Source organism: Clostridium sp. Marseille-Q7071, assembly GCF_965112025.1.
In genome coordinates, this window is record NZ_CBCOPR010000001.1 from 3818244 (window position 1) to 3843475 (window position 25232).

General features: G+C 27.4%; 23 protein-coding genes and 2 riboswitches. Of the genes, 3 read left to right on the plus strand and 20 right to left on the minus strand.

Annotated features, from left to right (window positions below; all coding sequences use genetic code 11):
• Window positions 1–41: 41 nt before the first annotated feature.
• The 10 genes from ACWPW7_RS18200 to ACWPW7_RS18245 all read right to left on the minus strand — a co-directional run bounded on the left by ACWPW7_RS18200 (window position 42) and on the right by ACWPW7_RS18245 (window position 8848).
• Window positions 42–860: a class I SAM-dependent methyltransferase gene (locus ACWPW7_RS18200; protein WP_454054649.1), complete on the minus strand. Its 819-nt coding sequence runs from the start codon at window positions 858–860 to the stop codon at window positions 42–44.
• Between the two features lie 15 nt (window positions 861–875).
• A complete protein-coding gene (locus ACWPW7_RS18205; RefSeq protein WP_454054650.1) occupies window positions 876–1640 on the minus strand; it encodes an ABC transporter ATP-binding protein in 765 nt (254 codons plus the stop codon).
• Window positions 1615–2574, minus strand: a complete 960-nt coding sequence (locus ACWPW7_RS18210; protein ID WP_454054651.1) for an ABC transporter ATP-binding protein — start codon at window positions 2572–2574, stop codon at window positions 1615–1617. Before ACWPW7_RS18210 ends, ACWPW7_RS18205 begins: the two co-directional genes overlap by 26 nt.
• 14 nt (window positions 2575–2588) lie before the next feature.
• Window positions 2589–3434 carry an ABC transporter permease gene (locus tag ACWPW7_RS18215; protein WP_454054652.1) on the minus strand — a complete coding sequence of 282 codons (846 nt, stop codon included), beginning with the start codon at window positions 3432–3434 and terminating at the stop codon, window positions 2589–2591.
• A gap of 2 nt (window positions 3435–3436) precedes the next feature.
• Window positions 3437–4384, minus strand: coding sequence for an ABC transporter permease (locus ACWPW7_RS18220; RefSeq protein ID WP_454054653.1), 948 nt, complete (start codon window positions 4382–4384; stop codon window positions 3437–3439).
• Window positions 4384–5949, minus strand: coding sequence for an ABC transporter substrate-binding protein (locus ACWPW7_RS18225; protein ID WP_454054654.1), 1566 nt, complete (start codon window positions 5947–5949; stop codon window positions 4384–4386). The genes ACWPW7_RS18220 and ACWPW7_RS18225 overlap by 1 nt, the downstream gene beginning before the upstream one ends.
• A 105-nt stretch (window positions 5950–6054) precedes the next feature.
• Window positions 6055–6235, minus strand: a riboswitch (cobalamin riboswitch).
• 259 nt (window positions 6236–6494) lie between these two features.
• Window positions 6495–7043: a helix-turn-helix domain-containing protein gene (locus ACWPW7_RS18230; protein WP_454054655.1), complete on the minus strand. Its 549-nt coding sequence runs from the start codon at window positions 7041–7043 to the stop codon at window positions 6495–6497.
• A 63-nt stretch (window positions 7044–7106) separates the two neighbouring features.
• Complete coding sequence (locus tag ACWPW7_RS18235) at window positions 7107–7406, minus strand: hypothetical protein (protein WP_454054656.1); 300 nt, start codon at window positions 7404–7406, stop codon at window positions 7107–7109.
• Between the two features lie 273 nt (window positions 7407–7679).
• Window positions 7680–8303: a GyrI-like domain-containing protein gene (locus tag ACWPW7_RS18240; protein ID WP_454054657.1), complete on the minus strand. Its 624-nt coding sequence runs from the start codon at window positions 8301–8303 to the stop codon at window positions 7680–7682.
• 11 nt (window positions 8304–8314) lie between these two features.
• Window positions 8315–8848 carry a DUF6144 family protein gene (locus ACWPW7_RS18245; RefSeq protein WP_454054658.1) on the minus strand — a complete coding sequence of 178 codons (534 nt, stop codon included), beginning with the start codon at window positions 8846–8848 and terminating at the stop codon, window positions 8315–8317.
• A gap of 453 nt (window positions 8849–9301) precedes the next feature.
• Here ACWPW7_RS18245 and ACWPW7_RS18250 point away from each other — a divergent pair, with 453 nt between their 5' ends.
• Both ACWPW7_RS18250 and ACWPW7_RS18255 read left to right on the plus strand, forming a co-directional pair.
• Entirely contained in the window at window positions 9302–9733 is a 432-nt protein-coding gene (locus tag ACWPW7_RS18250) for a MarR family winged helix-turn-helix transcriptional regulator (protein ID WP_291565225.1), read from the plus strand.
• 245 nt (window positions 9734–9978) lie between these two features.
• Complete coding sequence (locus ACWPW7_RS18255) at window positions 9979–10653, plus strand: hypothetical protein (protein ID WP_454054659.1); 675 nt, start codon at window positions 9979–9981, stop codon at window positions 10651–10653.
• A 180-nt stretch (window positions 10654–10833) separates the two neighbouring features.
• On the opposite strand, the gene ACWPW7_RS18260 is transcribed toward ACWPW7_RS18255, so the two are convergent.
• The 9 genes from ACWPW7_RS18260 to ACWPW7_RS18300 form a co-directional block, all read right to left on the minus strand.
• Entirely contained in the window at window positions 10834–11403 is a 570-nt protein-coding gene (locus ACWPW7_RS18260) for a GNAT family N-acetyltransferase (protein ID WP_454054660.1), read from the minus strand.
• 46 nt (window positions 11404–11449) lie between these two features.
• A complete protein-coding gene (locus ACWPW7_RS18265; RefSeq protein WP_454054661.1) occupies window positions 11450–12319 on the minus strand; it encodes an AraC family transcriptional regulator in 870 nt (289 codons plus the stop codon).
• 214 nt (window positions 12320–12533) lie between these two features.
• Entirely contained in the window at window positions 12534–13367 is an 834-nt protein-coding gene (locus ACWPW7_RS18270; protein WP_454054662.1) for a DUF2785 domain-containing protein, read from the minus strand.
• Between the two features lie 312 nt (window positions 13368–13679).
• Window positions 13680–14255, minus strand: a complete 576-nt coding sequence (locus tag ACWPW7_RS18275) for a xanthine phosphoribosyltransferase (RefSeq protein WP_454055534.1) — start codon at window positions 14253–14255, stop codon at window positions 13680–13682.
• The gene (locus tag ACWPW7_RS18280; protein ID WP_454054663.1) at window positions 14239–15585 is read right to left on the minus strand and encodes a uracil-xanthine permease family protein; all 1347 of its coding nucleotides are present in this window, start codon (window positions 15583–15585) and stop codon (window positions 14239–14241) included. The genes ACWPW7_RS18275 and ACWPW7_RS18280 overlap by 17 nt, the downstream gene beginning before the upstream one ends.
• A 196-nt stretch (window positions 15586–15781) precedes the next feature.
• A riboswitch (purine riboswitch) is annotated at window positions 15782–15883 on the minus strand.
• Between the two features lie 109 nt (window positions 15884–15992).
• Window positions 15993–17108: a helix-turn-helix domain-containing protein gene (locus tag ACWPW7_RS18285; RefSeq protein WP_454054664.1), complete on the minus strand. Its 1116-nt coding sequence runs from the start codon at window positions 17106–17108 to the stop codon at window positions 15993–15995.
• Window positions 17109–17343: 235 nt separating this feature from the next.
• A complete protein-coding gene (locus tag ACWPW7_RS18290; protein WP_454054665.1) occupies window positions 17344–19788 on the minus strand; it encodes a PEP/pyruvate-binding domain-containing protein in 2445 nt (814 codons plus the stop codon).
• Window positions 19789–19809: 21 nt separating this feature from the next.
• Complete coding sequence (locus tag ACWPW7_RS18295; RefSeq protein WP_454054666.1) at window positions 19810–20676, minus strand: sugar phosphate isomerase/epimerase; 867 nt, start codon at window positions 20674–20676, stop codon at window positions 19810–19812.
• 366 nt (window positions 20677–21042) lie between these two features.
• Window positions 21043–21813: a TatD family hydrolase gene (locus tag ACWPW7_RS18300; RefSeq protein WP_454054667.1), complete on the minus strand. Its 771-nt coding sequence runs from the start codon at window positions 21811–21813 to the stop codon at window positions 21043–21045.
• 380 nt (window positions 21814–22193) lie between these two features.
• On the opposite strand from ACWPW7_RS18300, the gene ACWPW7_RS18305 reads away from it, so the two are divergent.
• Window positions 22194–23303, plus strand: a complete 1110-nt coding sequence (locus ACWPW7_RS18305; protein ID WP_454054668.1) for a DEAD/DEAH box helicase — start codon at window positions 22194–22196, stop codon at window positions 23301–23303.
• Window positions 23304–23595: 292 nt separating this feature from the next.
• On the opposite strand, the gene ACWPW7_RS18310 is transcribed toward ACWPW7_RS18305, so the two are convergent.
• Complete coding sequence (locus tag ACWPW7_RS18310; RefSeq protein ID WP_454054669.1) at window positions 23596–24909, minus strand: hemolysin family protein; 1314 nt, start codon at window positions 24907–24909, stop codon at window positions 23596–23598.
• Window positions 24910–25232 lie beyond the last annotated feature (323 nt).

The window sequence follows — 25232 nt, forward strand, 5'->3', positions numbered from 1 at the left end:
AACCAGCTTTTTGTTTTTATTAATCATATAAATCTGTAATTTTATATCTTCCACGATATAATTGCAACTTTAGAGTTATTAGTATATACATACTTATTCTCTTCTTTTATAAAGTTTTTTTCTATAAAACTATCTATTATATTATTATTTGTTTTTCTCCCTATATCTTCTTCTATTTTTCTATATATATCCTCTATATTGCTAAAATATATATTATTTTTTACATCTATATATTGTATATTTGCATAAATACCTAAAGAATGTATTATATTTTCAAGATATATGTAGTCTAAAACTGTTTGATCCTCTATTCCTAATTCCATATAGAATTGGTTAAACATAGGTTTTTGTATAGTTCGTACTATTATAACTGCCTTTTTAGCTAAAGTATTCATGTTTTTTAAAGCATCTTTGATATTCCATATCCTATAAAGAGAATTTACTGATAGTATATAATCCATTTTATCAATATTGGCATCTTCCCATTTTCCTTCTAAGATTCTTATATTATTTATGTTGTTATTTTCTATTTTTTCTTTTAATACCTTTAACATATCTTTTGAAAAATCAACAGCTAATATATCTTTACACTTATTTGATAATGGTATTGTAAATTTTCCTGTTCCACATCCAATTTCTATTAAACTACTATCTTTTTCAATTAAACTTTCTACTATTTTAAATACTTCTTTAGAATAATCATATAGTGTAGGACTTTTATCATAATTAGGAGCTAATTTCTCCCAAAACTCTCTTTCAACTTCATCATCAAAAGCTCGCTGTTTCTCATACCCATTTTTACTTCTAATTCTATTTTTCCATATTTCCTCAAAATCTATATCTTTATAATCTAAGTACATATTCCTAGCTCTCCTTTAAAAATTTATAAAGCTTTCTGTAAGTCTTTTAGTATATTCATTTTTAGCATTTTTGTAGATTTCCTCAGCTTTTATAATTTCTACTATTTTACCATTTAGCATTACAGCTATATCATCACTTACTGCCTTAACTAAATCTATGTCATGTGATATAAATAAATATGTTATACCAAATTCTTTTTGGGCTTTTTTTAATAGCTGTATAACTTGAGCTTGTACGGATACATCTAACATTGATGTAGGTTCATCTAGTATGATAAATTTGGGTTTTAAAAGTAACACTCTAGCTAAAGCTACTCTTTGAATTTGACCTCCACTTACTTGATAAGGATATCTTGATAAAACTTCATCACTTAATCCAACAAACTTCAAATAGTTTTTAATGTATTTTTGTGCAGTATTTTCATTATAAATTTTATGTAATTTTAGTGGTTCTATTAAACTCTCTTCTATGGTTTTTCTAGGATTTAGTGCTGAATCAGGATGTTGAAATATTATTTGCATTTCTCGTCTTAAATCTCTCATTTTTGAAAAACTATAGTTTGTAATATCTTCTTCGTTGTAAATTATTCTACCACTATCTGGTTTTATAAGTTTTAATATTAATCTTGATAAAGTAGACTTTCCACATCCACTTTCTCCAACTAGACCTAAGGTCTTTCCCTTTTCAATTTTAAAAGATACTCCATCTACCGCCGTAACTACATTTCTATTTACTATTCCATTTTTAAACTGCTTACGTAGATTTATTATCTCTATCATATAAAAAACACCTCACTTCACAGCTATCTACTTTATAAAGATTGGCCTCTTTTTCCATACATAATTTTTTCTTATATTTACATCTAGGATGAAATCTACATCCTTTTGGTAAATCTGTTAAACTTGGCGCAACTCCATCTAAAGGAATAAGCTTTTTATTAGGTTGAGCATCTATTAATCCTTTAGTATAAGGATGCTTAGGATTTTCAAAAATATCTTCTTTACTACCTTTTTCTAATATCTTCCCTGCATACATTACTATAACTTCATCACAAAGCTTCTTTGCTAGCATTAAATCATGGGTTATTAGTATCATACTTACTCCCATATTTTCTTTAAGGTTTTTGAAAACATCATATACTTGATTTCTTATTATTGCATCTAAACCTTTAGTTGGCTCATCTGCAATTATCCATTTTGGCTCTAATGCCATACCCATTGCTGACAATACTCTTTGTTTCATTCCCCCACTTAATTGAAATCCATAAGAACTATACACTTTATTGCTGTTTTTAAATGAGAATTTCTCCAAAATTTTTATAGTCTTTTCCTTGCTTTTACTCTTTTTTTCTTTGTTGTGATAATAAAATAATTCACTTATTTGAGAACCTACATTGTATATAGGATTAAAGGCTGTTTCTGGATTTTGAGGTATTAATGCTATTTCCTTTCCCCTTATTTTTCTTAATTCCTGATTTTTTAAAGTTAATAAATTTTTATCATTATAAAGTATATTTCCTCCCACTTTAGCATTCTGAGCTAGTAATCCTAAGATTGAGAGACCTAATACTGATTTTCCACTGCCTGTTTCCCCTACTATTCCTATAATATTTCCTCTCTTCAATGTTAAGTCAATTCCATCTACTGCCTTAACATCCCCTTCTTTAGTATTAAAATATACTTTTAAATTTTCTATTTTTATATCTTCTTCCATACTAAAACATCCTTTTAAAGATATTGATTAAAGAAATCCTTTTTCTCGTCAAATAGATCTCTTAAACCATCGCCAATTAGGTTTATACTGCAACACAATAGCATTATGCAACTTCCTGGAGCTAATAATAAATGCGGATAGGATCTAAAGTAAGTTTTAGCATCATTTACCATTACACCCCAATCTGCCTGTGGTGGTTGAATGCCAAGTCCTAAAAAACTCAGTGATGCCATTGATAGTACAACTTTTCCAATTCTTACAGTAAAAAGCACTATAAAAGGTGCAAAAATATTAGGCAATATATGATGAATTATTATATAAAAATGACTAGCACCTAAAGCCCTAGCACCTTCTATATAATTCTCTTCTTTTATTTTTAGAACTTCCCCTCTTACTACTCTAGAGAATCCTGCCCAGGAAGTTACTACTATAGCAATTATTAAGCTTTTAATACCTGGTCCTAAAACTCCTGCAATAGCTATCATAAAACTAAGACCCGGGAGCCCTTGAAATATACTAACTAACACTTGTATTATGCTATCTAAAACACCACCAAAATATCCTGCTATAACTCCTATAGTTGTTCCTAAAAACATTGTACATATAGTTGCAAGTATTGCTAAAAATATTGAAATCCTTGCACCATATAATATTCTACTAAAAACATCTCTTCCTAATGCATCTGTTCCTAAAAGATGTTCTTTAGATATGCTTTGAAGTCTTTTCGTCATATCTATAGCATTTGGATCATAAGGTGCTAATACTGGTGCAAATATTCCTATTGAAATCATAGCAATAAGTGTTATAAATGCTATCTTATAAATAAGAGGCATATTTTTAACTTTGTTAAACCTTCTCACCGTTATTTACCTCCAAGTCTTATTTTAGGATTTAATGCTAAGTAGCATAAATCTACTATAAGGTTAAATATAACAAAAACTACTCCTGTAAAAACAACATATCCCTGAACAACAGGATAATCTCTACTCATTATACCTTGAATAACATAACTTCCCATACCTGGAAGTCCAAAAATGACCTCTACAACTGTTGCTCCCCCAAGTATTGCTCCAAAATAATTTCCTAGAACAGTAATTATAGGCATAATTGAATTCATAAGCCCATATTTTAATAAGATCACTCTTTCTGGAAGCCCTTTGCCTTCAGCAGTAACTATATAATTTTGTCCAAGAGATTCTATTAATGTAGCTCTATTTAATCTCATAATTGTTCCTATTGTTCCTGCTGCTAAAACAAAGGCAGGCATTATTAAGTGCTTAAGTGTACCATATCCACTAGTAGGTAATATTTTTAATCTTTCACAAAATATGTTCATCATAACTATAGCAAGCCAAAATCCTGGTATAGATGTTAAAAGTAATGATATAGTTCTTCCTATATTGTCAATTAAAGAATCTTTTTTTAATGCCATAATTATTGCTAACGGTATTGAAAAAATTACTACAAATATCATTGCCATTAATGATACTGAGAAGGTTATTGGTAACCTTCTCAGTATTTCTTCTGATACAGGAGTCTTTTTTATATAAGAAACTCCTAAATCTCCTTTAATAGCTTTTTTAGTCCAATTAACATATTGAACTAATATATTATCATTTAATCCTAATTCTTCTCTTACCTCTTGTATTTCTTCTTCTGTAGGAGTACTTATTCCGTCCATACTTAAAACTTCAACTGCCGGATCTCCCGGTGCAATAACTCCAAGGATAAATGCTAATAAAGTTATGCCTATTAAAACTGGTATAGTGGACAATACTTTTTTAAATATATATTTAAAAATATTTTCCACTATTTACTCCACTCCATTTTGTTTAGGGTAGTTCCATAATTTGTTGCCTCAAAACCTTTTATTTTTTTATTGAAGGCTATTAAATTAACATCTTGGAACAGTGGTATACTCGCTGGATCTTTAGCTGATATATCCTGAAGTTCATTGTAAATTTCTTCTCTTTTAGCCATGTCATTAGTTTCTTTTAGCTTATCAATTAGTTCATCTGCTCTTTGGTTTTTATATCCTAAACTATAAGACTTATTACTTGATCCCTCGCTATGCATATATCCCTCAAATATAGTAAAAGGTTCTGCATTTGGCAGCCCTTGAGGATGTATAGCTAAGTCATATTCTCCTTTTTTCATAGCCTCTTTAAATGCAGCTCCATCTAAAATTGTTATTGTTGCATTTAATCCTATATCTTTTATCGCTGATTGAATATATTCTGCTTCAGTTTTATAAGGGTAACGATCTACTCCATAAGAAGGTACTATAAATTTTACTTCTTTTGTCTCTCCTTTTAATACTTCTTTTGCAATTTCTTTAGCTCCCTCTTTATCATGAACTGGCTTTATTTCTTTTGCAAAAGGAGATGTGTGGTTTAATATATTAATAGTTGAAGTTCCATATCCTCCAAAGAATTCATCAACTATAAGATCTCTATCCACTGCTAAGCTTAAGGCCTCTTTCATTTTTGCATTACTGAATGGTCCTTTAACACCATTAGTGGAGATAAAGTGAGTTATACTTGATTTTCCAGTAGATACATCAAATTTTTCATCTTTTAATAATTCTTTAGATAATTCCGGAGTTATTGCTCCTAAGTCCATTACTCCCATAATTTCCTCAGATTTTAAAGCTGAAAATCTAGTTTCTGCATCTGGAATAACTTTTACTCTTACTTTCTTAGCCTTGGCTTTATCACCATAGTATTCTTCATTTCTTTCTAATAATGTATATTGATCCTTTTCATGTCCTACAATTTTAAATGGTCCTGTACCTTTTGCTATATCTGTAAAATCTCCTGTATTTATATCAAAGCATTGTGGACTATACATAGCACTACCAAATCTAGCCATGTTATATATTAGTGTCGATATAGGTTTATTAAATATTAATTTAACTTCATAATCAGATACTTTAACCACTTCTTTTAAATTAGGATATGTCTTTTCTAAATCAAAAGAATAAAATGGTGATCCTTTCGTTTTCATATTGATATATCGATCAAAGTTTTTAATTACCGCATCAGCATCTAATTGAACTCCATCATGAAATTTTACTCCTTCCTTTATCTTAAAAGTCCATTCTTTAAAATCTTCAGAGTTTGTCCATTTTTCTGCTAATTCAGCACAAGGATTTCCTTTATCATCTAATCCAATTAAAGGCTCCCAAACAAATAATATAGAAGTAGCATAATATGCATCCTTTGCTCCTGGCGATAAATCTCTTGCAGCTGCCAGCACAATTTCATCATCCTCATTTATGCTGGTGTCTTTAGTTGTACATCCAGCTAAAGTTCCTAGCACCATTGTTAACACTAAAAATACTAGTAATATCTTGTTTTTAAATAACTTTTTCATAGCTCCATTCCTTCTCTTTTAAATTTTCACAATAAAAAAAAGCCATAGTCAACGCCATAGCTTACCCATCTTTGCTATAAAATTAGATTTAGTTACTCCCCCCTCAATCTATTTCTCTTTAAGTTTAGGTATCCTGACTTACGATTCCCCCTTAGCCTAGCCTTCCCAGAATTAATCCAGTGGCATATTAGGCATCGTCATCGCTTACAGTGATGGGTTCGTGTTGGAATCTCACCAAACTTCCCTAAATTCTTAAATTTATTAATTTTTCAACAAAATTATACATTGTATTTAAAAATATGTCAAATATTTTATTTTCTTATAAATACTTTCAAAAACCTATTAATCACTTTATTTTTTATTTAATTTATTGCTAATATTGCTAATAAAAATTGTAAGTTAAATGAAATTTATAATAAAATTTAATTCATATCACATCTAATAATTCCAATATTTTTTAATGGTTTCATTATTAATATATGAACCCCATAACTATTTTTCTTAAATATCTAAAAAAATAGTTATGGGGTTCAATAAATTACTTCTTATTCTTCAATTATTGTAAAAAAGCTATGATATCTAAGCTTTTCAGAATCTTTTTGTTTATGATTTTTTAAAAAACTTTTCATTAATTCTATTATTTCATCTGCCTCTTCTTCCGTAAGATAGACATTCTTGCTTATAATAGTTCCATTTGATTCTTGTATATTTTTATCCATAGAGTCTAAAAATATATCTTTACTATTATCATAAAACTCTGAAATCATCATTTGACTTACTGCCAAAAGCATCATTTTAGAAGGTTCCTCTACTTCTTTTGAACATTTTATCTCAAACTTTCTAGCTAAGGGTTCATAATATTTAGTTATAATTCCCTTTATTTTTTTAGTGTAAATTAGCTTTACTATTCCCACTTTTTCAAGCTTATTTACATGATAATATATTTTTGATGGAACTTCTTTCATTTTATCAGCTATCTGTTTTACTGTAGCTGGCTCGTTCATATCTATAAGTGTATTTAAAATTCTGTATCTAAAAGGATCAGAAATAGCTTTTACTTCTTCTAAAGTAGTTAATACTTTTCTATCTTCCATCGCTTTATCCCCTCCCCTTTTGTTATATAGTAATTTTCATTATTTAAATGAAATCTTTAGCCTTTAAGCTTTTTTAAAGCTTTTGCTATAATTTAAAGATAAAACAACTACAGAAATCATTACACCTATAATTAAAAATATAAAATAAACAGATAAATATTCTATTATAATCCCCTTTAGATCATTATCTAAAAGTATTATACAGCAACTTATAACTCTCATAAAAAAACTAACTATGCCTAATATTTCTTTATATGATTTATTCATTATATAAGTATTAATTGCTAAAGTTACCATGGTATTAAAAACCAAAAGCCAAATAATACAAGCATAGGTAGTTCTATAGAAACTAAATTCATTCATATTATTATATTCATCAAAAACAATAATGTACAAAATTTATATTTAATAAAAAAAATTGAATTTTAATTACATTATTTATTTTTAAACTTTAATTCACAGTATACAGCACATACTGTAAAATGAGATTCACTAAAATAAAGTTTAAGTGAATCGCTTTATAAACAGCTTATAAAATTTAATAATATCAAGTAAAAAAGGTGTTAAACTTAGAGTAATAAATCTAAATTTCACACCTTTTAATATTAAGATATTAAAACTTTTATATTCTAACGCCTATTCCTTCAACATTATAGGTTGTCTAATTATAGTTTTTATATTATTAGGTAAACATCGTCTAGAATCATTTAAATATATTTCATGATGTAATCCTCTTAATTCATATCCACATTCTTTGATATAATTATGAAGCTTCTCTACAGTAGGACCTTCATTTGTATAAGGTCCCACATGCATAATTTGTGCAACAAGTCCTTCATCATAGTCTTTATACTCTATCTTAGAGATAGACGATAATTTCTTCTTTCTTTCTACTTCATATAAAGCTTTTTCTATATAATCTTCTGGAACAATATCAGGCTGCATAATCATACTGCACCATTTCCATATATCTTTATTAGCTATTGAAAAATCATTTATATTATCAGTCCACCATACACTTTCCAGTGGCATTACTCCATAATCTATCTTTAAATCACTATTCTTAATCATAAATTTTATAGTATAGGATAAACTGAATAATGTTTCAACTGCATCCTTGTATTCCTTTGATGTATTTGGATTTCCATGGCCATTTATCATTAAATATTTAAGCTTTGGCATCTTTAAAATTGATACTTTTTTCGCAGGCTGACTATAGAACTCTTTAAATACTTTTTTATAATCAAACTTATTTATCATGATTATTCTCCTTAAAACTCAATTTTAAAAGCACAGTTATCTGCTCCCTCTAAAATAGTGTGAAGCTTTGTAACTTTTACTGTTTTATTAAATACTGAGCTAAATAATTTTTCAAACCATCCTGCAGAGCAATTGCAATATGAAACTGGCATATCTTCTACATTTTTAGCCATTCCACAATAACATTTATTATAAATTCCAATTATGTTTCCACTATCCATGTGAAGTTCTCCACCACCTATATGTTTCTCATTCATTAAATCTAAAAATTTTTCAACATTTTCAGCTCTTTCAAATAATTTTTTTGCTTCCTTAATTGTTCTATTTGAAATGCATAAATGTCCACAGGGTTTCATTACTTTTTCTACTATAATTTCTCCAATATTATTTTCAAGTTCATTTAATATACTTTTAACATATTTTGCTTGCTTAGTAGGTGATGATTTTAAAGGTAATTCACCATATACTTCCACTATTTTTTTATAGATATCGTCCCCAGCATTTAATCTAATACTATCAAGAATACGTTCACACTTACTAGACATAATTTTTCCCCCTTATCCATTAAAATATTTACATATGTTCTTTAATTATAAATAGTCTTATATGACGTCATCATGTCATATTAAAAAAATTATTAATTAAGATATATTCAAAAAATAACTAAAATCCACCTTTATGGACTTTAAATTGCTATTATTCTTCGAAAGTGAACTTACTTGATTTTTCATTTCAATTTTTCATATATCTTATATATTTTATAACAAATTATTAGTACAAAAATAACCTATCAAACCACATAACAAATTAAGGTTTCTTTTATCTTTCTTTGATTATAAATAAAGATAAATATTTTTTAAATTAGTATTGACCATAGTAAATTTATAGTATATTATAGTTTGCATACGAACTATTTTTTTAAATCTTTCTACTTATTGATTGACTAAATATAGTCATAGGGTATAGAATTGTTTTTATATACAATTTGAGGTGATTTTATGAGTTCAAGCTTTGATAGTTTTAAAATAGCCATGTTAATAAAAGAAATATATTCTAAGTCTATGCATATTGTTGAAAAAAATCTAAAAGATAGTAATCTAACTCATCAACAGATTATTGTAATTAAACTTATAGCCCATAATAAAGAAATGACTATTTCTGAGATATGTGATGAAATGTCCTTGGCTAAAGGTACTGTATCTGGTATTGTGACTAGATTAGAAGAATACGGTTATTTAGAAAAGGTAAAATATCCTGACGATAAGAGAAATACTTATGTAAAATTTTCTTCAAAGGGATTAGAGTTTGCTAAGAATTTTAGAACCATAATACAAGAAAGCTTTGATAATATATTTAAAGATTGCAGCAAAGAAGAGCTAGAAGAATTAGTAAAGAACTTAAGAAATATTTTATCAAAAATTAAAGAGTAATTTAATTGATTTAAAATAGTTAGCTAGCACCCTTTATTTGATCCCTATATCTTTAAAAAGAAATAAAGCTATAGTTTTTAAACTATTAAATTTATTTATAATTATGATATGCAAATAAGAAGCTTTTCTATAAAATTAACCTTTTATTTGTTGTATTTTATTAATTCTTTATTTTGTAGAAATGATTTAATAAAATTAATGTTGAATAGTTCGCATGAAAACCATATATTAAAGGAGGATTATTTATGCAAGCTATAATGGAACCAATTTTTCATGTTGTATATCTTACAACAGTAATTACTATTGGAAGTATCATGATAAAAAATAGTAAAGATAATAAATATTTTAAGTTATTCGGTTATATGTCATTAATACTTGGAATAGGGGATTCTTTTCATCTTATACCAAGAATATATGCACTATTAACTACAGGGCTTGAAGCTAATGCTGCTAGTTTAGGATTCGGCAAATTTGTAACTTCTATTACAATGACCATTTTTTATGTAATTCTATATAAAATTTGGAAACTAAGATTTAATATTAAAGAAGTAAAGGCCTTAGATATTTCAATTTATTTACTTGCTTTAATTAGAATAGCACTATGCTTATTTCCTCAAAATGATTGGTTAAATTATTATGCTCCTGTAAGTTGGGGTATTTACAGAAATATACCTTTTACAATTATGGGAATAATCATGATTTATATTATTTATAAGGAAGCCACTAAAGTTAATGATAAAGATTATAAATATATGGCTTTAGCTGTGTTATTATCTTTTGCTCTATATACTCCAGTAGTTCTTTGGGCAACTACTAATAGATTAATTGGAATGTTGATGATACCTAAAACATTAGCTTATGTTTGGATAGTACTTATAGGATATAAACAATTTAAAAAATATTTATCTAAAAGTAAATAATATATACTTTAATTAGTGATTTAAAATAAATTAACTAATTAAAAATAGAATGGATATTTAAGAAAATGTACGTTAATTAACATTGAACTATATAAAACTGTAAATAAGTTTTTATAAACTTATTTACAGTTCTTTTTCTTTTGGTGATATTTAAAATAATAACTATAAACTAAAGATAAGTTACTCCTTGTAATCTTCTTTTAGAATGCTATATATCTCCAAATCTACTATACCTTTGCCAGACCATAAAGTAGCCTGCCTTAGTAATCCTTCTTTTATAAAGCCATTTTTTAAAAGCACTTTCTTTGAGGCTTCATTTTCTGGCATAACTTCTGCTTGAATTCTATTAATATTAACCTTCTCAAATAAGAATTTTATTAATATTTTAAGAGCTTCGGATGCAATACCCTGTCCCCAATATGACTCTGATAAAAAATATCCTATTGTTACCATATCTATCTTTGGCTTAAAATCCATGGCTTCAATAATTCCAACTAATATATCACCCTTATTTTTTAAAAATATACCCCATTTAATTCTATCTTTTTTATTATAATCTCTTTCAAAATGAGTAACCATATTACTTATAGTTTTAATACTCTTCTTTGGTATAATTCCACAATATTTAAATACCTTTTCATTGCTGTAAATTGCATATAATTCTTCTATATTACTAGCCTCAATTTTTTTTAATATTAAGTTTTCCAATTCCAAAACTGGAAATTCATTAAAAGCTATTCCTATATTCATATTATTCACCTGCTCCGTCTACAAAATAAATGTGAAAGTAAAATTTCTACTTAATAGGTATATATATTTTCATATTTATATTATTTGGAAATCTTGAGTTACAGACATCTGTAATCTCAAAATCAGGTCCTTCTCGTCTCTCGTAATTAGAATTTGGTAACCAATTACTATAAATATATCTTCTTGCATTTTGAACTAAATCAACTGCTCCACATATTTTAAATTCTGCATATTTCCCCTCAGGAACTTCAAAATTAACAAAATTATTATCTATATCTTCAGAAAAAGCATCTACTTCTTCACCAATAATAAATGAAAATCCTCCGTTATCTTGAAAATTACATGCTATGCCATAGCAAATGCTTGGTTTAGATCTTTGCGGAATTCGTAGATAATATTCATTTTTCCCAAAATCATTATAAAATTCAGGGATATTTTTAAAATACTCATAATCATTTAAATTTGTCTTATATTCATATCCCATAATATTTATCTTGGTTAAAATAATAATATCAGGCTTATTCATATTTATTTCTCCTTTAATATTTTTTCTATAATCAAGAAAATTAATTTTGTTTTGCTTATTAACATTTATATTAGTCTTTCGATATGCAGCCGGCGTTATATCAAAATAACCTTTAAATGCCCGAGTAAATGCTTCCTGAGAATTATATTGATAAGAAATAGCTATGTCCAATATATTTTTATTTGTTTTCTTCAGTAAAACTGCTGCTTCGGATAATCTTCTTTTTCTTATATACTCCTGTACAGAAAACCCTGAAATTGCTTGAAAAAGTCTTTGGAAATGAAAAGCTGAAAAAAAAGCTTTTGGCGCAACCTCATTAATTTCTATTTCTTCTTCAAGATTCTCCTCTATAAATTCAATAGCATTTTGTATTCTTTCAAAGTAATCCATCAATTCACATCCTCACTATAGTTATATTTTATCTATAACTCAAACTGTTTTTTTGATAATTTATGCTATTCTTGATTTAAAATAAATAAGCCTTAATTAGTTTTAATTATATATTTAAATCAATAAATAAAAAAGATTAAGAAAACTTAATACCAAATTTTCTTAATCCTATTTAAGTTCTTTATTCAATGAGTTTTTCTTCAAGATAATTAACCTAAAAAGTTTTAATTTTATATAATGTTTCCTTTATTGCTTCGCTAATTACTTCAGAATTATTTTCATATATCAATCTAAAATAAATACTTCTCAAGAAATTTTTAATATTTATAAGTAAATTATGATCTTCTGGGTAATGATTTGCTTTCTTTGCATCCTCAAAGCTTTTTATCCAATTTGCAATTTCTTTATTATTTAGTAGGTTTCTATTAATTACACTTATTATAGCTACTGCCATTCTCTCATCTTCTTGATTTACATAGCAATAATTATTAATACATACTTTAGTTTTAATTGCTTCTAATATATCTAGTAGATCTTTATATTCTATACTCTCGCACTGTGCTAGCTCATCTAAAACATCAGCAGTATGTGCTGCTGAATGTGACCATCCTTTATCTTTTACATACCCTCTTACATCTTTTTCACAAATCATATATTCAACAGTCTTTTCTTTAACATTTTTTAGCTCACTCTCTGAAAGAAAGTTTTCTTTTCTATGAAAATAAATTATTGCAGCAACTATTAGAACTGAAAATGATCTTGTAAAGACAGAATCTGTTTCCTCTTCACCAATTTTGTAGAATAAATGATTTTCATCAAGGCTAATATTTAACAATTCTTTTAACTGTTTAAATGTAAATGCACCATCTTCAATCCATTTGCTTAAGATTTCATAAATAAGCATGTCCCTAAGTTCCGGGTCACTATCTCCAACATACTCCATCATTTTTAGAGCTAATTCAAAAGTATTTAAATCATTAGGTACTTTAAAATCATTATTTTTTATTTCTTTTAAAGTTTCCTTAATCATATATTTATTATTCACCATAATTATCACCTCTTTAACAAAATTATCCATATAAACATTATATGATAATACTAATTTTAAAACAAATTCCTATTTTAAATTTTATTCTGATCAAATAAATATTATTAATAATGAAATTTGGTTCGTTACTTATGAAGACAGCCAGAATAAATTATATAAAATGAATTTAGATGGTAGTAACCTAACTCTTATTGAGTAAAATAATTATTTCTCATAAAAAATAAAGCTATATCATTGATTTTACTCAAGATATAGCTTATTTTCTATATGTAATAGCCCCCAATTTTTTCTAAATCATTTTGTAAATTTGTTTTATTCTTCTACAAATTCAATTAAATCCTTATCTAATTTCTTAATTCTAGCAAGAGAATAAACATCATATCCCTTTTCTATTAGCATGTCTCTTCCTGGTTGGAAGGATTTTTCTATAACTATTCCTATTCCACCAACCTTAGCTCCACTAGCTTCAACTAACCTCGCTGCACCTAAAGCAGCTTCTCCATTTGCTAGAAAGTCATCTATTATAAGTATGTTGTCATTATCATTTATGTACTTTTTAGAAAGTGTTAATTCATAATCTAGTCCTTTAGTAAAAGAATGAACTGTAGTTTGATAAACTTCACCTTTTAAGATTTTAGAAGTTTGCTTTTTTAAAGTTACCATTTGCAAATCCATCTGCATAGCAGCCATCACAGCTGGTGCAATACCTGAACTTTCTATAGTAAACACCTTAGTTATTCCTTTATCTTTAAAATAATTTTTAAAATAAGTTCCTATCTCATACATAAGTTTTGGATCTACACCATGGTTTAAAAATGAGTCTACTTTTAAAACTGTTTTATTTAACGCCATACCTTCTTCTAATATTTTCTTACGCAGCTTTTCCATTTTCGATACTTCCTTCATTTGTTTTTTCTTCCTTTAATATTTTATTTAAAATAAGTGCCACAATTGTACCAGTTGATATTCCTGATGAAAAAATCATCTTTACTGCTTCTGGCAATTGAGCAATAAACTCTGGGCGGAAAGTAACCCCTAATCCTAATCCTATTGATGTTGCTATTATTAATAAATTTCTATTATTTATTTCAACTCTACTTAAAGTCTTAATTCCTGCTGCAGCTATAGTACCAAACATAACTATTCCAACACCGCCAAGTACTGGTTGTGGCATAATATTAATTAATGCTGCAAACTTTGGAAAAAAACCTAATACTACTAAAAGTATTCCTGCCATTGTTGCTACTGAACGGCTTGCATTTCTTGTCAATGGAATTAATCCAACATTTTGGCTGAAAACTGTATTAGGAAAAGCACCAACAACTCCTGCCAATGCACTTCCAATAGCATCTGCTAATACGCCTCGTCCAATAATTTTCTCATCTGCTTTGACTTTTGAAACTTCACAAATAGATACTAAACATCCAACACTTCCTATAGTTGCAACAAAATAAGCTGGAATAAAAGGTAATACATATTTAAAATTAAAATCTACGCCATATTTAAATATGTTAGGCAATGCAAACCAACTTGCTTCTTTTACTAAAGTAAAATCTACCATATTTAATGGAATACATATAATATAACCTATAACCATTCCTATTAATATTGATGCACTACTAACTATAGCATTACCATATCTGTTTAAGAGTAAAGTTATAAACATTACAAACATAGCTATTGAAACATTAATTAAACTTCCATAATCAGCAGCACCTACTCCACCTGCTGCCCAGTCAACGGATACCGGTAATAATGTTAATCCTATTAAACATACTACTGTTCCTGTAACTAGTGGTGGAAATAATTTCATTAGTGGTTTAATAAAATAACTTAAAATAATTTCTACTATGGCTCCCAAAATAGTTGCTCCAATTATAGCCGGTAGTCCTGCAACTGATCCAATAGCAATTGCTGGAGCAACAAAGGTAAAATCAGTTCCCATTATGCAAGGCATTTTTGACCCTACAGGACCTATTCCCTTAGATTGTATTATTGTAGCTATACCAGCTGCTAAAATAGATGCACTTAAAACTGCAGTAGCAACTGCTCCATCAAAACCCAATGCACTTGATATTACTAACGGTACTGCTATAATTCCTCCAAAGGCAGCAAATATATTTTGAAATCCTAATAATATTTGCGTACTTATGCTAGGAGTATCATCAATTCCATAAAGCAACTCATCATTACAAAGATTTTGTATATTTTCTTCCACTCTTGTAATCCCCCTAAAAATATATTTATCATATGTTCTCGTACATCTATGTATCTTTCACAAAATAATATTGAAAATTATGTCATAGAATATTTAATAATTTTTAAAATTTCTCATTATATTTAGGGAAAAATAAAAACACCTCAAATATATATTTGAGGTGCGTCAATTTTAATAATAGAAATATAATATCCTTACTAAAACAACTTAACCCCGTAGTCTGCTAATTTTCGGCTAGCAGGTAGAAACTTTCGGACCTTATCTCCGATGATATACGAGAATATTTTATGATATAAAGAGATTATAACATAGAATAATGTTTTAGTATATTATTAAATTAAACTATTATTAGCATTAATTACAATAGTATTTTATTTAAAAGAAATATTAAGTATAGTATTAATTTTTTATTTTTTAGCTAAAGACCTAACTTCTAAATCCTTTAAATCTGTTAATATATCAATAAACTCTTCACACTCTCTGATTGGATCAAAAATTGAGTCTTCAAGCATTTTAAAAATATTTTCATATAAGTTCATTGTTAGTGATTTTTCTCCGCGTTCAATTTCATTAAAACACCAAATATTATTTAGATTTCCAAAGTCATTAATATCATTTTCCTTTATGCAACCTACCATTGTTTTTAATGCTTCTATAGCTTTACTATTTTTATTGATTTGCAAATATGCTCTTGTCAAATTAAAATATTCTGTCCATAATTTTAAAGCCCCATCTCCATCAGGTGATAATACTTTTTTAAAATCTATTGCCAACTTATAATATCTTTCTACCATATCAAAATCTTTTTCATATCTTCCATAGGAGGTAGCCAAATTCATGCAAATAAGAGATATTTCATAAATATATTTATATAATTTGCTTTGAAGTAAGTTTCTAGCTTCTTTAAATTTCTTCTGTTTAATATATATGGTTGCAAGTATATCATTAGGATCACATTGGCTTTTATGAATTTTATTTAAAGAATCTATTGCCTTATCATCTTCACCAACTTGTGAATACATAGCACCTAATGCAAATAATGCACATTCTACAAACTCAATATCTGTACAATTTGACGCTACATCTTCAAATAATTTAATGGCATATGTAAGCATATTCATAGATTTTTCTTCATCATTAGCTTTCCATGAATAAGCAAAAAATAAATGAGCTATTTTATCTTTTAGATAATAACTACTTGGATATTCTAAAATATAGCTTTTACTTTTTTCAATAGCTAAATTAAAATCATCTGCACTATTAAAAAGTTTCTCACATTCACTATAGATTTTTTTAACTTCTTTATCGGATAGTTCAATTTCAAAGTTTAATAATTTATCTATAGTTACATTAAAAAATTTTGCTAACACTGGCAGCAGCGTTATATCTGGATATGAAATCCCATTTTCCCATTTTGAAACAGCAGCCATAGAAACTCCTATAAAATTAGCTAGTTGCTCTTGCGTAATAGCTCTTTCTTTTCTTAATTTACATATCACTTCACCAATTTGTAATCTTTCCATATTCATACGCTCCATTAAATGTATTATAAGATCTTACATATTAAGTATACATTGTAACATTTAAAATACCAATGGAGGCGTAGTTGAATATAATAAATAAAACTTAACTACAGGTTAAGTTTTATTTAGGATGAAATTTATTTTAAAAAACTCCACAGACTATTGTTGTGGAGTTTTAACCTTCTATTAAAATCAAAATAGCATATCAATTAAATTTAAATTAAGAAAATTTATATTATCCATTCTCTTTTCTATTCCTAATAACTATTTCTCCCTTAATACCATCAAGTTCTACCTCATCACCACTATTTAATATTTTACATACATTTTCTACATTATATATACACGGAATATTAATTTCTCTTAATATAATTCCCAAATGTTCAAAAGGCGAACCCTGCTCCACTATTACACCTTTTACTTTATCTAATACAGGAAAAATATCCCCACAACGTGTATAAGGAATTACTAATATACAATCTTCATTAATTAAATTAGGTATACCTAAACATACTTTCCCTATAACTTTTTTCCTTAAGCCTGGAATACCTTTTAATATGGAATTAGTACCCTCATCTAAAGCCCCCTCTTTATTATCAAAATCTTTCTGTGAAGTAGGCTCTTTTCCTATATATTCAAGTGGTAATAGTTGTTTTTGTTTCTCATATATATTCTTTCTCTCTTCTACCACATGAGCAAAATTTGAATTGTATAGCAACCCTGACTTAATCTCATCTAATTTTAAAAAGTATATATCTTCTTTATCAACTATTAGATTATTGTCTTTCAATGTTTTTGAAGCAGCTGATATAGCTAAACTTAAATATACATTAGATTTTCGTTCAAAATAGCAATGATGATTATCTCTTGATAAGTAAGATTTTTCTGCTAACATGAGCTTTTTTAAGAAATCTTCTTTTTCATCTTCAGTTAATTTTTCTAAAAATAAGTTTTTAACCAATTGTTTATTTTGCTGACTTTTGTTAATGGACTCTACATAAGTACTTGGATCTACTCCAAGATACCCTCTAACATAATTTAACACTGTTGAAGGCTTTTCCATTATAGCTGGTTCTATTCGTGTGCTTATTGTATTGCAATCAAGCTGTAACATACCATACTCTTTTATATAATCATCCATTAACGATAAAAGTTCTTTAGCCTCAGGAATAATTTTTAGATGCTCATATATAATTTCATCGTATCTAACTTCATCAAATAGTTTTCTAACTTTATCCTTTGAGTTAATAATTGAAGCCATTAATATGTAATACTCTCTTTCTCTAGCTAATAAACTTTTCTCAAATACTAAATCATAAAAATCCTCTTGACTTAAATCTTTAATAATCTCCCTGCAGTAAGCTTCAAATTCTTTTACATATTCACATCCATAAGCAGCTTTCCAATGGTTTTTAGCAGTAAAATTCATATATTCTAAACTTTTATCTAAAAATTCACTTACTTCTCTAGGCGAAATATCATCTCTTACATAGGAATCAAGTGAATTTGTTAATTTCAATATTTTAGGCAAAAGAATATCTTCAAAAATATTTTTTTCACATTTAGTTAATTCATCTACTTCATATTTAAATAAACTTCTTTTCTCCTCTACATTACTTACTTCTTTATCTCTATAATATGAATACCCATTTTGCAGAATAATAACAGGATACCCAAATTCATGACCTACAGAATATGCATTCTCTTTAAATCCACAAACTTCATGTTCCATTAGTTCACACATTAATGGAAAAAAAGGCTTATCATCTTCAAGAAACCAAGTATATTTTTCATCCTCTGGGTTACTCCAGTTTATGGGAAATTCTTTTGTTCTGAAAGTAGTAATAGAGCTCCTTGCTTGAAGTACATATAATTCTCCTTCAGCTATAGTCCATTCAACGTCTACTTTTTCTTTCATAAATTTTTCTATATTTAAAGTAGTTTCATATAAATTTTCTATATATTCTAAAGGCAATATATTAGTACTTTCTGGGATTTTTTTCTCTACTATTGAACCATCTTTTTTTCTTATAGAATACAAACTAGAAGGTATTTTTCCACTTACAAAATCATCACATATACTATTTACTGCATTGATATGCATAAAATTTTCATTCATGTCTATTGTATCTACAGAAAAGTTTACTCCTAAGTAATCACCGACTATAAATTCTTGTACTATTATTCCCATCTTTAAAAGCTCAATTTTAAGGTTATTTTTTATAACATAGGCTAATACCTCGTCAGTGAAAGCTGATAAATAACATTGCTTTATGGCCATTTTTACATCTTCAAAGGAATTTAGTTCTATAAATGACTCAAACATTCCAGCCATGCTGTGCATCTTACTATCTTCACACAATGAAGAAGATCGAACTACGTATTTTATATTTGGTTTATTTTTATTAATATTGTTAAATAATTCTTCTAATTTATTTTCTATATTTATTGGAAAATTTCCCTTAAGTATAAGTTGTGATATTTTATCGTTATTAGCTAAACATTCTTCCATTTGAAATGGGATGTTATTATATCTTAAATATTCAATGAATACCTCATTAGATACTGCAAAACCTTCCGGCACTTTAAATTTACTATTTTTCAATTCTCCTAAAACACATGCTTTTTGTCCATATTTTTCATTGTCACTTAATGATAACTTTTCTAATAACTTAAACATTTTATCACTCCCTTTTTCATACTATATTAATAAACTTCCTATCCATTTATAACATTCTTCTAATTCTTCATCAGTTATCTTATCTGAACAATGTTCAAATACAAATTTACAGGTATTATTATTCTCCTTAACTATTTTCATATATTTTTCTATATCTGCCCATCCTTCGCAAGGCTTTTGACAAGGTAAAATAGGAAAGTGACTATATTCTAGATTAGTTGAAGCTTTTACATTCCATAAGTGTATTACTTCTGCATATTTTACAAATCTTTTCACGAATCCATAGGAATCAAAATTATCATCGAGTTTTTCTTGGAGATGAAGTCTACCTATATCCATACAGAGCTTTATATTGCTATACTCTTCCAATAATTCTTCTAATAAATTTGTATTATAAATATATGAATTTACAGCATCTAACTCTAATATCACTGAAATATTTAATTCCTTGGCTTTATTTGATATCCATTTAAAAAAGTCTCTACTTCTTTCTTCAAATTCATTATAAGAATATTCTGACTCATAGTAGTGCTCTGATTTATCTGCAAACCTCCAGTTTGTCCAATTTACCCTATCATCTAAAATTACTGGCTTAGGATAATGTAAAAGTACATAATTTGGATTAAATTTACTTACGAATTTAAACTCTTTATCAATAAATTCAAACGATTCCATACGTTGTTTTTCATCTTTTGATAAATATTGAGGATCTCTAAATCTCCATTGATTTGCTCTTAATGGAAAATGTATTCCTAAATTAAGATTATTCTTTTGAAGCACTTCAAATAAATTAAATATTTTCTCCTCACTTTCATATTGACAAGCTTGTACCCCAAAAAATCCTTCTCTTAAATCACGGTTATATCTAACCTCATCAAATCCCCCCAAACATATCAATCATAAATCTATTAGTTATTGTAGACATCTATATGGCTCCCCTTTCATTTAATAAATTCTGCATAATTCATCTTTTTATATTGTTGCATTTAGTAAATGTCCTTTAATTATACTTGTTCCTACAATTTATTACAATATTTTAAATAATTTACTCATATTCTCTTTTTATGTCAAAATAAAAAACCATTATATTACTTAGTAGTTTTCTATAAATATTACCCCTCTAAGGGACGGTTCATTTAAAATGCTTGTATTATATATTATCCTTAATGTTTAAGGGACGGCTCATAATAAATATTTAAATACTTATCTCACACTTTTAATGAACCGTCCCCAATTTTCTAAAAATAGATTATTTTAAATATTAATATTAAAAATTTTCTTCGCATTTTTATTGGTTTGAATCTCTACTTTTTCAAAAGGTACTTTTCTTAATTGTGCAATTGTACCTGCAACATACCTTACATAAGAAGGCTGATTTCTTTTTCGACCAATATCTGAAGGTGTTAAATAAGGTGAATCTGTTTCAATTAACAAATATTCAAGAGGTATCTCTTTTGCTACTTCTTGAAGTTTTCTAGCGCTTCTATAAGTAACAGGACCTGCTATAGATATATAAAATCCCATATCAATATATTTTTTTGCAAGTTCTAGATCTCCAGAGTAACAATGTAGTACTCCAGTTAAATTTCCATCCTGTTCCTTCTTTAAAATATTATAAGTGTCAATATTGGCATCACGGTCGTGAACTACTACAGGCAATGCCAATTCCTTTGCCAATCTTATTTGCTCTATAAACCATTTTTTCTGAACTTCCTTTTGATAATTTTCATAATGATAGTCTAATCCGCATTCCCCTATAGCTACTACTTTACTATGACTTGCTAAATTTTTTAACGTTTTGATTGAATCACAATCCATTTCATCTGAATTATTCGGATGCACACCAATAGTAGCATATAAATTGTCATATTCAGCTGCCAGTGAAACTGCCTCAATTGAACTTTCAATGGATGTTCCTGGTAATATTACTAGCTCAATACCATCATCCTTTAACTCTCTAATAATTTTATCTCTATCTCTATCAAATCTTTCTGAATATAAATGTGCATGGCTATCTATAAGCATTCTTATTCCTCCTTATATTTTTTATCTAATCTAAACCTAAGGCATTTTAAAAATAATTAGTAAGTTTGCTAAACTATTTTATTTAAGATGCCTAAATCCATTATAAGAAACAATGGCTGACATCATTATGTCACCCATTAATTTTAAATTTAAGGGACGGTTCATTTTTATTCTTATAAAATACTATAATACCATTTAAATTATAAACTCTCTAAGAAATATTAAAAAGAAGCTATGTTAAAAATAATATTTTTATATAACTTCTTATTTTTTTATTAGTCTTACATGAAATTTGCTATATGAATTAATACTAATAATATGATACTATTAATTGATTTAAATAAATAAAAATATAACTTAATGATGAAAGGTAAGAAATAATGAGTTTTAAAAATTTAGAAATTAGTGAAAATATAATAACTGTGTTAAAAAATTCAGGTATTACTAAACCAACGGCAATTCAAGAAGAAAGCATTACATTTATTAAAGAAGGTAGGGATGTTATAGCAGAAGCACAAACTGGTACAGGTAAAACCCTTGCTTTTTTACTTCCTATATTTGAAAATATATCACCTAATATAGATGCAGTTCAAGTATTGATTGTGTCTCCTACAAGAGAACTGGCTATTCAAATAACTGAGGAAGCTATGAAACTTAAAACTGCTAAAGATATAAACATTTTAGCAGCATATGGTGGGAAAGATATAGGAGCACAACTTAAGAAGCTAAAGGGAAATATTCATCTAATCATTGCAACTCCTGGTAGGCTTTTAGATCATATTAAGAGAAAAACAGTAGATCTTAGCAAATTAAAAACCTTAGTATTAGATGAAGCAGATCAAATGTTATTTATGGGATTTAAAAACGAGGTTGAAGCTATCATAAAGGAAACCCCTAAAAAACGTCAAACCCTTTGTTTTTCTGCAACTATAGATTCTCAAGTTAAGAAATTAGCCTATAGATATATGAATGATCCTTTAATGGTTACTGTAAAAAAAGAAGCAGTTACACTTAATAACATTAAACAATTTGTGGTGGAAACTACAGATAGAAGAAAACAAGATGCACTATGTGCAATTTTAGAAGAAGATAATCCATTTATGGCTATCATATTTTGCAGAACGAAGAGAAGAGCTGATGATCTTGAAATAGCACTTCATAGACGTGGATTTAAATGTGAAAAGTTACATGGTGATTTAATTCAATCAAAACGTGAAAGAATAATGAAATCTTTTAGAAACGCAGATATTCAGTACTTAATAGCTACAGATGTTGCAGCTAGAGGATTAGATGTAAGTGGAGTTACTCATATATATAATTATGATATTCCAGAAAGTGCTGAAGGTTATATACACCGTATTGGTAGAACTGGAAGAGCTGGTGAAGAAGGATATACTTGTCTATTTATAGACCCTAAAAATCAAAAGACCTTAGAGGAAATAGAAAGAGTAATAAAATTTAAAATACCTAGAAGACAGTTAAACATATAAGTTTATTCATATAAAGAGCCCTTGTGAAATCAGGGCTCTAACTGTTTTTATTTTTTATTCTTACTACTCCCTCTACATATGTGAAGTATTAACTGTAGGCATGTTTAAATAAAATAAATACAGTGAAGTTTATCTAATAAAAAGCAATATTATTTATAATTTAAAAACATATCTTTTTTATTATATTCATTCCTAAAGCTTTTCAGAACTCATCTTCTTATGACATAGTTTTTAATACACAAAAGCAAATATAATTTACAAACTGCATTTACTCAAAATAAGTACTTAACATCTATCTTCCTATATACATCTTTATCTTACTTATACGTTTATCAAGTATTTCTTCTACTTTAAATGATAGATTTTCATACTCAACTAATTTCTCTTCATCCGTTTCAGGTATACCACCTATTATATTTAATAAGAATCCACCAATTGTATCAAAGTCCTCACATTGAAGATTTACATCAAAATAACTATTAAAATCATTTAGTGAAAGAAGACCATTGATAAGAAATGTATTGTCATCTATTTTTTCAATAAGTAGTTCTAATTCATCATACTCGTCATTGATCTCTCCCATAACTTCCTCAATTAAATCCTCTATTGTTACTATACCCGAAAATCCACCATATTCATCAATTAAAACAGCCATATGAATTTTACTTGACTGTAATTCCTTAAACAAATCATCGATAGGTTTATTTTCTATTACAAAATATGGTTTATGAAGTATTGGCCTTATTTCTATATTTTCAAACCCTTTTATTTTTGCTTCAGCAAGCATATCTCTCATATATAGAATACCTATAATATTATCTGGATTTTCTTCATATACAGGTACTCTTGAATAATTTTCTTTTAATAATTTATCTAAGACTTCCATTATAGGGGTATTTATATTCAGCAAAAACGTTTCTGTTCTAGGTTTCATTACCTCTTTAGCTAACTTGTCATCAAATTCAATGATGCTATTTATCATTTCACTTTCTGTTTCATTAAAAACACCATGCTCTCTCCCTACATGAACTAATGACTTTATTTCCTCCCTTGATATCTTTTCATCCAAATTTTCTGTACTCAATCCTGATAGTTTTACAAGCGCATTTGTTGATAAGGAGAGTAGTTTTACAAATGGTGCAGTAATTTTTGAAACAATTAATATAGGCTTTATAGAAAGCATTGCAATTGTTTCTGATTTTTGTAATGCAATTCTTTTTGGGTACAATTCTCCAAAAACTAAAGTTAAATATGCTATTATTATTGTAATTGATATTAATGATATTTGATTAACATAAGGAATATTAAACTGTGATAAATACCTACTTAAATAACTGGATATTCCTGTAGCAGCAGAAGCACTTGAGAAAAATCCTGCTAATGTAATACCTACCTGAATTGTTGCTAATAATTTACTGGGCTCTTCATTTAATTTTTCTAGCAATTGTGCTTTCTTATTTCCTTCTTCTGCTAGTATTCTAATTCTATTTTTATTCATAGATATTATTGCCATTTCTGCAGAAGAAAAAAATGCATTTATTAAGGTTAATACTACCACAAGAATAAGTTGAAAAATAATGTTACTAGATCCAAGATCATTCTCCAATTATAATCTCTCCTCTATCTATATAATATAAAGCATTATATCAATATTTATATACTTCTATTTTAATTCTTCTCATTATAAAACAAATACTATATAAACTATAATATACCCACTAACACTATATCAAATACCAACTCTCACCATATGTTTTTATTCTTATTATTCTCCCCACATCTATTGAACGCTAACTGTAAAGAAGTTCAAATAAAATATATATGATGAAATTCATTAAAAAATAACTATACATAAAAGCAAAGACTTACTACTAAAAGTAAACCTTTGCTTTTATATTTACATAATTTCAATTGTATAAAACTAATTAA